This window comes from Rhodococcus sp. WS3, assembly GCF_003797085.1.
Classification (GTDB): Bacteria; Actinomycetota; Actinomycetes; order Mycobacteriales; family Mycobacteriaceae; genus Rhodococcus_F; species Rhodococcus_F globerula.
This window is the reverse complement of record NZ_RKMA01000001.1, coordinates 2,356,028-2,368,555: the sequence shown is the minus strand read 5'-3', so window position 1 is coordinate 2,368,555 and position 12,528 is coordinate 2,356,028. Positions and strand designations below refer to the sequence as shown.

The following is a 12,528-nucleotide window of genomic DNA, read 5'->3' as shown; positions in this document are numbered from 1 at the left end:
TCAGCGATGATTTGATACGTGCGAAAGGCCCTCAGGGCGAGGAGATTCGCGAAGCTTGCCGTTCTCAATTGCAGCCTGGACAGCGTCGCTCAGCCCGCTGCACGATCGCACGAGTGATCCGGGTTGCAGGGTGTTGACCTGGACGTCGCGGTAAGGGCATCGCACGTTCTCTGCAGCCGGCCATTGGATACCGGTATGGATCGAGCTGTACTTCTCGACGAGGACTCGCTGGCCGCACGATGCGCAGTCGACAGGCGCCATGACACTTCCTTCCTATCGTTCTTCCTTGAACGTAGAAGGAATGATCGTCAGGCGACAGGCCAATTCAGTTGAACTGAAAAGTTACCGGACAAGGGCCTGGCCACCGTCCACGGGCAATGCATGGCCTGTGATGTAGTGCGAGGATGTAAGCGCCAGAATCGAGTAGCGGACCACTCGCCGAACACAGGTCGATACTGTAGGGGTTATTCGCTCGTTTCGGTGAGCGGTCGAATTCGACAGTCGAATACGCGAAACAGCATCAGGAGAACAGACGAAATGGAACCGCAGGAGCGACGACAGCAAATCCTCGATCGCGCCGGCGAGATATTCGCAATAAAAGGGATAGCCGCTACCACGATTCGGGAGATCGGCGACGCCGTGGGAGTGCGCTCGGGTGCGCTCTACCATTACTTCCCTTCCAAGGATGCGATAGTCGCAGAGATCATCAGGCTCTATCTCGAGGACCTGGTGGACAAGGTGCACGCAGTCACTGCCGTGGAGCCGACGAAACGCATCGAGGCGCTGTCCGAGATTGCTCTGCGCTGTTCGCATGAATACCTGCACGCAACGACCATGTGGCGTCGTGAGGGCGACTACATCCACGCAACAATTCTCGAGCAAGGCAACATTGGGGAGTTGTACGGCCAATTCGAGAGGGAGTGGTCGAACACTCTTGCAGCCGGCGTTGATCAGGGTATTTTTCGCGACGACGTTGATCTCGACGTCGTCGATCACATGCTTCGATATGCCATCTGGTCGTCGAGTGAGTGGCACACGCCGACCGAGGACAAATCTGTGGATTGGCTCGCCCACGAAGTGGTCAAGGTAATCCTCGGGGGTCTGCTACGCACCCCGAAGGTCTAGCTATGAGGGTCTATCGTGCCGCGATGCCCCGCTCTACGGCGTAGTTAGAGGCGTTGCGCTGAATGCGGATTCGGTGAGGTGATCCATGAGAATCACGATCAGCTGTCCAAGATCGTTGCGCGTCACATCAGTGAGGTCGAGTGAGTACTGGGCCGCGAGGCGGCGACCCCAGTCGTGGAAGAAGACTGGGTGGGCCGAGATTTTGCCGTCTCCTGCGCTGTCGACGGCTGCCAACCATTTTTCGATACTGGTGCTTTGCGATCTGGGCTCCCTCAGTGGTCTCTCGGAAGTCAATACTGTTGCCAACGTGCCTATTCCAGAGTTTGCGCATGCCGACTGGACTTCCGCGACGGACAGGGCTGGCACCAGTGGCATAGCTAGACGATGAGCGGTTCGTCTGGCAGCGGCTAGGTCTTCGCCACGGTCGACGTGCACACCGAGACGGGCGATCCACGGGAGGTGAGGATTGTTCTTGTCCTTGCAACGGATGTCGATGCAGAAGTATGCGTCGTCGGCCCCCGAGGGGTGCGGTAGATACGCAGTGATGGATGGCTGCCCGCCAGAGGTTGCACGTGTGTACATGTCGTACGGGGTGCGCAGGGCCAACTCCTCGGAAGCTGCTCGCAGCGCGACGGTTACGATCGCTGAATCCATTTGGCCGAAACGGCCGTTCAGTTGCGACTTCCATGTCGCGAAGACAGTTGATGCCTCGGCGGCGAGGCCGCGAACTGTTGAGTTCGTAGACGAAGACCAGTAACCGAACAGGTCGGCGAGTCCGATGCGGGTCCACCCTTGCGGCACTGTTGAACCGTCGGTCTCCAAGTCCAGCAGAAACTTACGGGCATTGTGTGTCTGTGCGAATTCCGCGTATCTGTCGAGCTGATCGCCGTGCTCGGTTGCCGAAACCTTCAATTCGAGAATCGCGATAGGACTTGCGGCGCCGTACAGCACTACATCCATGCGGCCTTTCCCGTGAGGAACTTCTACTCGGGCACTGACGACGTTTTCATCGAGTCCGAGCGCATTCTGTAATGGTGTCGCGTCGCGCTCCACCAAATATCCGATGAATGCCCCGACATTAACCTCGGAACGAAGGAGACGTTGAAGAAACATTGATGCGTGTGTAGTCATAGCCAGCCTATTCCTGTCAGTTTGCAACCGATACCGTGTCCGTCATGAGTGCAATGTGGGGGATCCACAACGACGAGCCCAGCGTTGATCTGATTGCCGGGAAATTTATCAGTATCGGTTGGGACAGGGTCGGGAATCTGAGGCAGATCGGCGACGATCGTGGCACCATCAAGACTCTGCTTTCGGAGCAATACCCAGCAGGGAAAGCTGGATCGTATCCAGTGCAGGCCGGGGTACTGGTGCGATTCGCTTTCGACATGGAAGTCGGCGACATCGTCATAGCGCCCCACAAGGACGATTCGACGATCAATATCGGCGTCATTGATGGTGACTACTATTTTGCTGTCGATGCGCCGACGCACCGCCACCGTCGGCCTGTGCGATGGCAGCGTATCGGGATTCCACGGTCGGAGTTCACTACGTCGGCGCTGTACGAGATCGGCTCAGCAGTAACGCTATTTCGGGTTAGGCGACACGATGCAGAATTTCGGACATATCTCGAGACCGGCAGCGCGGAGGCAGTTACTGCGGTCGCCGAAGCAGAGGCGAATGCTGACGATATGGATGTTGCCGTCGACAGCGCAACCGAAGAACCGAATCCATCACGGCTTATGGAGTCGACTGCTGACTTCATCATCAACATGTTGAAAATCGACGTCAGCCACCGCGGTTTCGAGCATTTTGTCGCTGATCTGCTGACGGCGATGGGTTACCGCACTCGTGTTCTCCCGTATTCACGAGACGGGGGAATCGATATTGTCGCGCACCGTGACCCCTTGGGGCTGGAGCCTCCTCTGATCAAGGTGCAGTGCAAGCACACCGATAGAACCATGGGTCGTCCCGAAGTGCAGCAACTCATCGGCACCTTGTCCGCAGGGGAGGTGGGTTTGTTCGTGTCTCTGGGTTCGTACAGCGCCGACGCGCAGGCACTGGATCGGACTCGTGGCGACCTGCGGTTGATCGGCCGCAGCGAGATCGTGGAATGGATTCTCGATCACTACGATCTCCTGCCCGCCCACTGGCGCAGCAGGCTGCCGCTTAGGAAAGTGTTTGTCGTAGACAGAGACAGCGGATTCGACTGAACAATCATGTCCACCCCAATCCCAGGAAGGGGGTTAGATGTCGAAGATGAAGACCTACAACGATTTTGAATGGATGATTGCGCCCGTGTCGTCGGCGGGGTCTCCGAAGAACTGATGCTGCCGCTGTCCGTTGGGCGTGAAGTGGTGACCCACGCTCGAGACATCGAAGCAGTCTCCTCGTTCAATGTCTGGCAAAACGGGGAGCGCTACTCGGCTACTTGGCCCAGCACAGCCGCTCCCATTCCGAGGGCGACTGCATCCTCGACGAGGGCTGCTCCCAGTGCCGGAACTCGCTTCGATGCCCACCCCCGGTACGCGTGGCCTGCATACGAGCCTGCCACCGCCGAGGCGGCGCCGATTGCGATGGCAGGGGCGACGGGTTCACTCTGGGCCCGAGCAATCGCGTAGGCGGCGGCGCCCCCGGCTGCAGCTCGTGCGGTCAAGGACGGAGGCGCGAGCCGAGATGGTGTCGTCGGGAGTTTATCCATGACGAACTCGCCACCGATTGCAACGACGGATCCACCGATCGACAGTCGTTCGTAGCGTGTGCCCCGGAACCTGAGCACCAGGAACGTGGTGATCCCGACTGCGCTGCGAAACCCGCTGGCCTTGCCGATTGCGGCGTATAGAACTGCAGATCGAATGTTCATGAAGTTTAGTATGTCCGTTTTTGCTCTTCGGTGGAGCCAACTTCGAACTTCGCACGATGATCGATGAACGGCCTATTCGTCAGCTGCATCGGTCGCGTCCAGTAGTGCGACGAGGGCTCGATGGAGTTCTGCGATTTCGCGGCCGCCCTCACCTCCGAGAGCATGTGTGTTCTCGTGGTCCAGCTGGCGAACGATCTCTTTGGCTTGCAACGCAGTTCGGTGGCCCTCTTTGGTGAGATCGAGACGAACAGCGCGCGCATCGCGGGTATCGCGTTCGCTCGACACGAAGCCGCTGCGCTCCAGCGCGCGTACCAGTTTGGAGATGTAAATCGGTTGCAGTCCAGTCTGTTCGGCGAGTTCGCGTTGGCTCGGTCTTTCGCCCGCACGCACAAGGCTGTGAAGGGGTGCGAGTACCGAGTATTGAGCGTGCGTGAGGCCGAGATGGGCGAGCGCACGGTCGACTCCCGCGCGCCAGCGCAGGCTCAGGTGCCAGACGAGTGCTCCGGTTGTCCATGATTCGCGGTCTTGCATGAAAATAGAGTACATGGCTACTATTTGAAAATAGAGTACATGGAAACTATTTTGAGGAGACGTCATGCCCATCACGCCTGTGCTCGACTCGAAAATGGCTCATCGGGAATCGGGTGACGGTCCGCCGTTCGTGCTGCTGCACGGTAATCCCACGTCGTCGTACCTGTGGCGGAATATTCTGCCGTCGGTTAGTGCCCTCGGCCGCGCTCTCGCTCCCGACCTCATCGGGATGGGAGAGTCCGGTAAACCCGCGATCGACTATGGCTTCGTAGACACCGCCCGCTACCTCGACGCCTGGTTCGACGCCTTGGAACTCGACGATGTTGTGCTCGTCGGACACGACTGGGGCGGGGCACTGGCATTCGACTGGGCTGCGCGGCATCCCGATCGCGTCCGCGGGGTCGCCTTCCTCGAGACGATCCTCCGTCCGATGACGTGGGCCGAACATTTTCCGGGTGACGCCAGGGCGCGAGTCGAGGCATTGCGCACTCCCGGAACAGGTGAGGCGAAGGTGCTCGAACAGAACTTCTTTCTCGAGGTTGCTCTCGACAAGACCGTGCTCAGCGGACTCTCGGACGGCGATGCGGCCTCGTATCGTGCTCCGTACCCCACATCCGAGAGTCGCCGGCCACTGCTTGCCTGGCCGCGGGCATTCCCCATCGAAGGGACCCCGGCGGACGTACACACGCGGGTGGCGTCGTACGGAAAGTGGCTCGCGGGAAGTAGCGATGTACCGAAACTCCTGATGACGTTCAACGGCCCGTCCGAACTACTCATGGTCGGCCGTGACGAGATCGAGTGGAGCAGGTCGAATATTGCCCACCTCGATGTCATGGAATGTGGACCCGCCGGCCACCTCGCACCCGAGGATCGGCCCGACGCGATTGCCTCCGCGATCGTGGAGTGGAGCGGGAGCCGCTGCCTCGCTCAGTGAGAGTGAATTAACTTCTGAGGAAAATCTTTCGGCCTAAAAGGTGAACTCTGTCCGTTTTCGTGAGACCTTTGGGGCAGGTTTCCCCTTGTCGGAATAGGGGAAACTGATCGCTACTTCGAGGTCGACGACAGCAGTGAAATTGGCTGCACGTTCCGCGTCGATATGCTGAGCCAAATGATTTCCCTTGACGGTTGGCCGAAATTTACTCTTGCGGGCACCTGGAGGCCGGGCGTATCGATCGACGCCTGGGCTGGGATGACACTTGACCCACTTCAAGTATTCATCGAAAGTGCTGTACTGCAAGGTATTTCGGTCACGCATCCGCCTTCGCGGACCTCTCGTTTGGACTAGATGCTCATGCCGACCTGTTGGGCGATGGCTGCGGTGGTTATGTCGGCCGGGCTTCTGGGCAGGGAACGGTGTACTCGTGATCGCTGTGGAATTACAAGGCGCTGATAACCTTGCAGCGATCTGCGAGCGTCCGTTGGGTCACACCGAGATCGAAGCTTATGAGGTCGTGGCCATGGATGACCCCAGGGAGGATATGCAACTCGCATGAGATGTGGACGCTGTATAACTGCTGTGCGTACGCGATGCACTCGTCCCGAAAGATGTCGAGGTCGCCGACTTCGACATACGCGGGTGGGAGTCCTGCAAAGTCCCTCAATCTAGCTGGGGCGGTGATCGGCGAGACGTCATCGCAGCCGAAGTCGTCTCCGAGAACTGCGGTCCAGCATGTCCAGTTGTTGTCGTGGGTCCAGCCGAACATGCCTTCCAGGACTGGATCAGGTTCGGTGTTGCGGTCATCGAGCATCGGGTAGATGAGGATCTGCTTTGCAAGGTTGATGTTTCTGTCTCGTGCGAGGATCGCGGTGCCTGCAGCGACACCGCCGCCGCCGCTGTCGCCCATGACGGCAATACGAGTAGGGTCCACCCCGAGTTCGTCAGCGTGGCTGATGAGCCATTGGAGGCCGGCGAATCCGTCTTCCGGAGCGGTCGTGCCTGTGTACTCCGGAGCTAAGCGGTAGTCGACCTGAAGTACGGGTACCTTCGTCTCCTGAACGTAGTAACGCACCAGTTTCTCGTAGTGTTCGATGCTGCCTGCGACCCTCCCGCCGCCGTGCAGGTACACCACTGCTGGTCGATCCGATCTCTTGTCATCATCACTTGAGTACCAACGTAATTCGATCTCTACGCCGTCAGGAGCTGTAGCGCGGTATGAGGTAGAAGAGACGTTTGACGCGTCCGGGTGTGGGAGGTGGGCCAAACCGCTGTCGATCATTGTTCGAAGGCCCAATACGTCACCCCTCTGTGGAACTTCTCGCTCGACGGCCGGATCGGAAGACTCGGCCATCGCCACGAACAGTGCGGAAATTTCGGGGTCGAACATGTTCGCTGGTGACACCTGGCGTCCTATCTACCTCGAGTGAGTGTGGGTCCTTATCGGGAAACTAATAGACGACTGTACGATAGTTGCAGTTAGGGGACAACTGTGCGATTAGGTTCGCAAACCTGTGGGGAGGAAATTCAGTGGGCTTGACCGGCACGCCACCTGCGGTGTTCATGCGCGAAGGCAATGTGAAGGACCCTCGATCCAAACGAACTCGACAGCAGCTGTTGGCAGCTTATGAGAGGCAACTCGAAAATGGTGAGACCACTCCCACGGTATCGTCCCTGGCTCAAGAAGCGGGAGTGAGCCGCAGCTCATTCTATAAGCACTTCGCCGGCGCCGAAGAGGTTGGGGTAGCGGCATTCCGGTCGGTACTCGACGACTTGGAACCTTCAGGGAACATCGAGCCGTATGCAGCTGCTTCACGTGTGGGATCGGCCGTCAGCTTCGAGGAGCTCTTCGAGCATCTCGGGCGCCATAGGCTCCTGTGCTCGGCGGTACTTTTCGCGGACGCTCAGATACCTGCCCTGGCTGAGTTGCACGCAACACTCGTTGCTCATCTCACGACTGCGATTAGTGCGGCGCACACCAAGCCTGATGATGTTGATGCGTCTCAGGCTGCGACGTTTCTGGTTGGTGGGATCCTCTCAGTCCTCGTTGAGTGGTTTCAAAGTGGTGCGCCACAGTCAGCTGCTGATCTGGCCGTGATCGTGAAACGGATGCTGCCGGAATGGCTTACGGAGGCCCAAACGCTCGAAGCCCCGATTCTCATCACTCATCCTGACGAACAGGACGAATGACGTATACAGGCAGAACCTGGCGATGCTGTCGGAGGATCGTGCTCATTACGACGGTTCATTTCGCGACTGCTCCACTACCCACGCTGCGATCTGTGCGCGGGATGTGAATCCGAGTTTGGTGAGCAGGTGCTCGACATGTCCTTGTGCGGTTCGCGGTGAGATCACGAGTCGGCTTGCGATCTCCTTGTTGGTCATGCCTTCGGCTATCAGTTCCGCGACTTCCTGTTCTCGTCTCGTCGGAGTCGTCGACGTATGACCGGGCGGGGCCTCCGGGAGTTCCTCACGCAGTGCATATGCGATGGCCGCGTCGAATCCCAGCGACCGGCCCTTCCGATGGGCGGCGTCGAATTCGCGTTGTCCCAGTGCCTGGTGGCATGCTCGATCGGATTCCTCATGGTGGACGAAGAGGGCGGGAAACATGATTGTGACACTGCCGACTTCTCGTACCAGTTCCTCGCCTGCGGCCATCAGAATTACGGCACGACGTGGGTCGTTCTCACTGGCTGCGATCCAGGCCAGCGCCTCGAAGCATGTCGGGGCCATGAGGCGGTCTTTCACCTGTCGGCACAGCTGCAGAGAGCTCTCGAGCAACTCTATAGTTCGTGAGCGGTTGCCCTGTCGCCACATCGCAACTGCCATGGACCACAGCACGTATGATCGGTATACACACTCTCCGCGTGCCTCGGTGACAGCGAGTACGCGTTCGTAGCATTCGATTGCCCGTCGTATGTCGCCCCCTTGTTCATACGCATTTCCGAGCATGTGCAGAATGCCGATTTGTGGTGCGTCGTATCCTGGGCCGAACAATTCGAGGGCCCGTTCCAGGCGTGCGCATGCCCGGGGGATGTCTCCGTTGAACACCGCCAAGATCCCGTCGGAGTGTGCGATGAAGGCATGAGTGCGTGGGTCGGTGATCCGCGCGGCGAGCCCGCGCCCTTCCTCGGCCAGGTCGGCGCCGGCATCCATGTCGCCCTGCACCTCGGCCAGCACGCTGCTGGAGTACAACGCGATGGCTCGTTCGACCGTCACCTGCCCTGGCTGGCGTGCCAGGAGTCGGTCGAGCCAGTGCCGCGCCTCACTGAATGGCCCACGTGAACTCCAAAACGGTAGTAGTGCGGCGGAGATGCGCAGTCCTGCGTCCGGGCTGTCGGAGATGCAGAATTCCAGTGCCTCACGGAAATTCGGCTGCTCTTGCTCGAGTCGCGCGATCCAGTCGAGCTGTCTCGCGCTGATCCACTCGGATTCGGCGTCAAGCGCGAGCTGCTGATACCAATCTCGATGCATGCGACGGAGTTCCAGAAATTCATTGCGCCGCTGCAGTTGTTCTCGGCCGTAGTCACGGAGGGTTTCGAGCAGTCGGAATCGAACCGTGCCGTTCGATTCCTCCCGTATGAGGATTGACTTGTCGACCAGAGAAGCCAATGTGTCGAGCAGGTCGGTGGGTGCCATCCCGGTGCTGCAGACCTCTTCCGCCGCGTCGAGTCCGACACTGCCGGCGAATACCGACAGCCGTGCCCACACCAACTGTTCTTGCGGCGTGCACAGGTCGTGGCTCCAGTCGATGCACAATCGAAGTGTTCGCTGCCTCGACGGCGCGCCCCGGTTGCCGCGGGTGAGCAGGGAGTACCGGTCGTCGAGTCGCTGCAGGATCTGCTCCGGCGACATCGTTCGTAGCCGCGCCGCGGCCAACTCGATCGGGAGGGGCAGTCCGTCCAATCGGTTGCAGATCTGTGTGATGACGCTGCGGTTGTCGTCGGTGAGCTCGAAGGTGGGGACAGCAGAGGCTGCGCGTTCGACGAACAACGTGACCGCGTCGTAGCGGGGAAGCCCGCGAAGCGACCCCTCACAGTTGAGATCAGGAACTGTGAGGGGTGGAACGCGCATGACCAATTCGGCGCCGATCCCGAACGCTTCTCGGCTCGTCGCGAGAATGCGCACGCCCGGGCAGGACCGCAGTAGCGTCTCCGACAGGGAGGCTGCGGCGTCGACGACTTGTTCACAGTTGTCGAGGAGTATCAGCACCTCGCGGTTGGCGAGGAAATCGAGGAGAACCTTGTGCGGAGGTATTGCTGACTGGTCTCGAAGTCCGAGTGCCGCCACGACTACGTCGACTAGTAGTGATTCGTCGGACAGTTCGCCGAGTTCTACGAGCCAGACGCCGTTTCCGAAGTTCGACTTCGCATTTGCCGCTGCCCGCAATGCGAGCCGCGTTTTCCCGACGCCGCCGATCCCGGTCAACGTCACCAGTCTCGATGAACTCAGCAAGGCTTTCAACTCTGCGAGTTCGCTGCGGCGCCCGACGAAGCTGGTCAATTCCAGCGGCAGAGCACCACCAGGGCTATTTGGGGTGGGCGGAAGGAATTTCCGGTGACGTTGCCGCGGTTCCGACGGTGCTCCCAATTGTGCGCGCACGGCTGTGTCGTCGGCCGGGATGTCGTGTCGCAGTTGGAGATCGCGTATCTCCTCGCCGAGCGTGGCTGCCGTTGGGTGTCTGTCGTCCGGATTTGTGGACGTGGCGCGTTCGATCACCGCAGGCAAGGCGTCGGCGATGTTCTGATCGCGTGGGTCTGGAATGGGCTGCGTGGTGATCTTGATGGACAAATGCTCACCTCTGCGGCGTTCGAACGCGGTGTGACCTGTCACGGCGCAGTACAAGGTGGCAGCGAGACCGTAGATGTCCGAGGCGGGGCTCGGTAATCCGCCCGCGAGGACCTCCGGTGCGGTGAATGTCGAGGCCCCAGCCAGGATTTCGGGCGTAGTTTCCAAACCGCTTGCGAGGTGTGCGATCCCGAAGTTGGTGAGCGCCGGCTCGCCGTATTCCGTGAATAGGATGTTCGCGGGTTTCACGTCGCGGTGCACGATTCCGAGTCGGTGCGCGGCTTCGAGTGCGCCGGCTAGTTTCACCCCTAACCTCAATGTGTCTTCCAGAGTCAGTGGGCCGTGTCGGCGGAGTTGAGCATCGAGGGAACCGCGCTCGTGGTCTTGCATCACAATAAATGGGCGTCCGCTGTCGGTGGCACCGGCCTGTAGGACGTCGAGAATGTGGGGGTGTCCGGCGAGTCGGCCCATTGCCTGTTGTCCGCGGAGGAAGTGATTCAGGTCGCCGTCATCAAGATCGGCGGGGAGAACTGTGACCACTACTGTGCGGTCGAGTGTGGTTTGTGTGCACCGATAGACCGCACTGTGATCGCCACGTTCGATCTCGCGGGCGTTGTCGAATCCCGCGGCACTCAATTCGATGCTGACGTCGGGGACCATGTCACCCTGCGTCTCGAACGGATTTCTGGTCGGCCATCGGCTTCTGCGCACTTCACCCTCTTCGCGTCATCGAAGCAGGAATGACGTATGCCACCTTGTCGACGATGTGTTCTCAGGATATCGCCGCCATTGCGCCTGTCGGTAGTTCAGCAATCAGATGGGCAAGACTACGAGTCAGCGGGGCAAAACTGTCGCGGTGCAAGGTATCGCGTGTGTGGCCCGGCATTGGTGCTCTCCGCTTTCGCAGTCGTCGCTTTAGGGGAGTGGGCAAAGCGGTCGACGAGCCTGAAAGGAAGGTGTCGTAGGCCGATATGGCATTCGCTCCAGTGGATGCTCCGGCGGTCGTTTTGCCTGATCGAGATAGATCCGACTGGTGGCGTGTGCTGTCGTTGCCACAGCGGTCGACGTCGGAGGGAAAGGCGGATGCCTATCTCGTAACAGCAACGGAGGCTCGGGGTTCCGTGCGCGTATGAACCCGAATCCTCCATATGGGTCGACTTACTGGAGCGCCCCGGTTGCGATCAAAGCTGCTGTAATCAAACAGCTGTCCATTAGTGGTGACAATCGTACAGTTGTCCGTTAGTGTCTCGTTGAGGGCGCTGATCCCAACCCAACACGAGCTTGATAGGACAACGATGTCAACGATCAACATGATGGATCCTGAACTGGCCGCAGCCTGCGCTGTTATCGCTTCCGAAGCCATGGCGAATGGCGGGATCACCATCCCCGAGCGCGGCGACGCGTTAGGGCTTCGGGCCGTCCTCGAAGCTGGGATGGCAGGCGTTCCTTCTCCGCCCTCGACTGGCGTCTCCGTAAGTTCGCACTTCGCCCCGACGCCTGACGGCTCAGAAATTGGATTGCATTTCTACAGCACCGATGCCGGGACAACGACCGACCGTCCAGCAGTCGTGTACTTGCACGGTGGAGGGATGATCTCCGGCAAACCCGACCACTACGACGGAATCGTTCGCTACTACGTGCAGGAGTCGAATGTTCCACTGCTGCTTGTCGATTACAGGCTCGCTCCCGAACAGACAGGCACCTCACTTGCGGAAGACGGATTCACCGGTCTTCAATGGCTTGTCGACCACGCCGATGAACTCGGAGTAGATCCAGCTCGCATTGCCGTCATGGGCGATAGCGGCGGCGGCGGTGTTGCTGCAGGAACTGTGATTCTTGCTCGAGACAGAGGCGTTCCGGTCGCGAAACAAATTCTCATCTACCCGATGCTGGATGACCGAAACACCGAACCGGACCCGATTCTCGAGGGTGCCGTCGCGTGGACGCATGACAACAACTGGACCTCCTGGAGAGCGGTGCTCGGAGCAGACTTCGGCAGCGACAGGGTCTCACCGATCGCCGCGCCCGCGCGTCTCGAGGACTTTTCGGGTCTTCCTCCCACCTATATCGAAGTGGGTGAACTCGACATCTTCAGGGATGAATCGATTTCCTATGCGCGCAGACTGTACGAGGTGGGCATCTCATGTGAATTGCAGGTTCTTCCTGGTGTAATTCACGGACATGACCGCATGAGTCTGGATATCGGGGTCACCCGTCGCACTCTGGCGGATCGTTGCCGGGTCATCGCGGACCTGTAACCGTATTCAGCATCCAACACAGTCATCTC

11 protein-coding genes and 1 pseudogene are annotated in these 12,528 nt (G+C 59.4%); 6 read left to right on the top strand and 6 right to left on the bottom strand.

Translation table 11 applies throughout. The features are described 5' to 3' along the window. Positions 1 to 261: a hypothetical protein gene (locus tag EEB13_RS10720; protein WP_141485209.1), complete on the bottom strand. Its 261-nt coding sequence runs from the start codon at positions 259 to 261 to the stop codon at positions 1 to 3. Positions 262 to 537: 276 nt separating this feature from the next. On the opposite strand from EEB13_RS10720, the gene EEB13_RS10715 reads away from it, so the two are divergent. After that, on the top strand, positions 538 to 1,125 hold the full coding sequence (locus tag EEB13_RS10715) for a TetR/AcrR family transcriptional regulator (RefSeq protein WP_033233769.1): 588 nt from the start codon (positions 538 to 540) through the stop codon (positions 1,123 to 1,125). A 33-nt stretch (positions 1,126 to 1,158) separates the two neighbouring features. On the opposite strand, the gene EEB13_RS10710 is transcribed toward EEB13_RS10715, so the two are convergent. Continuing rightward, on the bottom strand, positions 1,159 to 2,238 hold the full coding sequence (locus EEB13_RS10710; RefSeq protein ID WP_187328528.1) for a PD-(D/E)XK nuclease family protein: 1,080 nt from the start codon (positions 2,236 to 2,238) through the stop codon (positions 1,159 to 1,161). 62 nt (positions 2,239 to 2,300) lie between these two features. On the opposite strand from EEB13_RS10710, the gene EEB13_RS10705 reads away from it, so the two are divergent. Together EEB13_RS10705 and EEB13_RS32445 are read left to right on the top strand one after the other, a co-directional pair. Continuing rightward, the gene (locus EEB13_RS10705) at positions 2,301 to 3,338 is read left to right on the top strand and encodes a restriction endonuclease (protein WP_033233767.1); all 1,038 of its coding nucleotides are present in this window, start codon (positions 2,301 to 2,303) and stop codon (positions 3,336 to 3,338) included. A 69-nt stretch (positions 3,339 to 3,407) separates the two neighbouring features. Continuing rightward, positions 3,408 to 3,497, top strand: a pseudogene (locus tag EEB13_RS32445) (hypothetical protein); the annotation flags it as partial. 47 nt (positions 3,498 to 3,544) lie between these two features. Here the strand turns inward: EEB13_RS32445 and EEB13_RS10700 are convergent. Further along, positions 3,545 to 3,988: a hypothetical protein gene (locus tag EEB13_RS10700; RefSeq protein WP_045065765.1), complete on the bottom strand. Its 444-nt coding sequence runs from the start codon at positions 3,986 to 3,988 to the stop codon at positions 3,545 to 3,547. Between the two features lie 72 nt (positions 3,989 to 4,060). Further along, positions 4,061 to 4,519, bottom strand: coding sequence for a MarR family winged helix-turn-helix transcriptional regulator (locus EEB13_RS10695; RefSeq protein ID WP_051730433.1), 459 nt, complete (start codon positions 4,517 to 4,519; stop codon positions 4,061 to 4,063). Between the two features lie 64 nt (positions 4,520 to 4,583). On the opposite strand from EEB13_RS10695, the gene EEB13_RS10690 reads away from it, so the two are divergent. Then, positions 4,584 to 5,453, top strand: coding sequence for a haloalkane dehalogenase (locus tag EEB13_RS10690; protein ID WP_141485207.1), 870 nt, complete (start codon positions 4,584 to 4,586; stop codon positions 5,451 to 5,453). A gap of 442 nt (positions 5,454 to 5,895) precedes the next feature. Here EEB13_RS10690 and EEB13_RS10685 read toward each other — a convergent pair whose 3' ends face one another. Further along, positions 5,896 to 6,807: an alpha/beta hydrolase gene (locus EEB13_RS10685; protein ID WP_261984542.1), complete on the bottom strand. Its 912-nt coding sequence runs from the start codon at positions 6,805 to 6,807 to the stop codon at positions 5,896 to 5,898. A 176-nt stretch (positions 6,808 to 6,983) separates the two neighbouring features. Here EEB13_RS10685 and EEB13_RS10680 point away from each other — a divergent pair, with 176 nt between their 5' ends. Then, positions 6,984 to 7,643, top strand: coding sequence for a TetR/AcrR family transcriptional regulator (locus EEB13_RS10680; protein ID WP_141485206.1), 660 nt, complete (start codon positions 6,984 to 6,986; stop codon positions 7,641 to 7,643). 45 nt (positions 7,644 to 7,688) lie between these two features. Here the strand turns inward: EEB13_RS10680 and EEB13_RS10675 are convergent, their stop codons facing one another. Beyond that, complete coding sequence (locus EEB13_RS10675; RefSeq protein WP_141485588.1) at positions 7,689 to 10,901, bottom strand: protein kinase domain-containing protein; 3,213 nt, start codon at positions 10,899 to 10,901, stop codon at positions 7,689 to 7,691. Positions 10,902 to 11,536: 635 nt separating this feature from the next. Between EEB13_RS10675 and EEB13_RS10670 the strand changes: the two genes are divergently transcribed. Continuing rightward, entirely contained in the window at positions 11,537 to 12,499 is a 963-nt protein-coding gene (locus tag EEB13_RS10670) for an alpha/beta hydrolase (protein WP_261984495.1), read from the top strand. Positions 12,500 to 12,528 lie beyond the last annotated feature (29 nt).

Excerpts from the sequence above, each read along its gene's own strand:
- EEB13_RS10720 (WP_141485209.1), bottom strand. The coding sequence starts at position 261 with ATGGCGCCTGTCGACTGCGCATCGTGCGGCCAGCGAGTCCTCGTCGAG.
- EEB13_RS10715 (WP_033233769.1), top strand. The coding sequence starts at position 538 with ATGGAACCGCAGGAGCGACGACAGCAAATCCTCGATCGCGCCGGCGAG.
- EEB13_RS10710 (WP_187328528.1), bottom strand. The coding sequence starts at position 2,238 with ATGTTTCTTCAACGTCTCCTTCGTTCCGAGGTTAATGTCGGGGCATTC.
- EEB13_RS10705 (WP_033233767.1), top strand. The coding sequence starts at position 2,301 with ATGAGTGCAATGTGGGGGATCCACAACGACGAGCCCAGCGTTGATCTG.
- EEB13_RS10700 (WP_045065765.1), bottom strand. The coding sequence starts at position 3,988 with ATGAACATTCGATCTGCAGTTCTATACGCCGCAATCGGCAAGGCCAGC.
- EEB13_RS10695 (WP_051730433.1), bottom strand. The coding sequence starts at position 4,519 with ATGCAAGACCGCGAATCATGGACAACCGGAGCACTCGTCTGGCACCTG.
- EEB13_RS10690 (WP_141485207.1), top strand. The coding sequence starts at position 4,584 with ATGCCCATCACGCCTGTGCTCGACTCGAAAATGGCTCATCGGGAATCG.
- EEB13_RS10685 (WP_261984542.1), bottom strand. The coding sequence starts at position 6,807 with ATGGCCGAGTCTTCCGATCCGGCCGTCGAGCGAGAAGTTCCACAGAGG.
- EEB13_RS10675 (WP_141485588.1), bottom strand. The coding sequence starts at position 10,901 with ATGGTCCCCGACGTCAGCATCGAATTGAGTGCCGCGGGATTCGACAAC.
- EEB13_RS10670 (WP_261984495.1), top strand. The coding sequence starts at position 11,537 with ATGTCAACGATCAACATGATGGATCCTGAACTGGCCGCAGCCTGCGCT.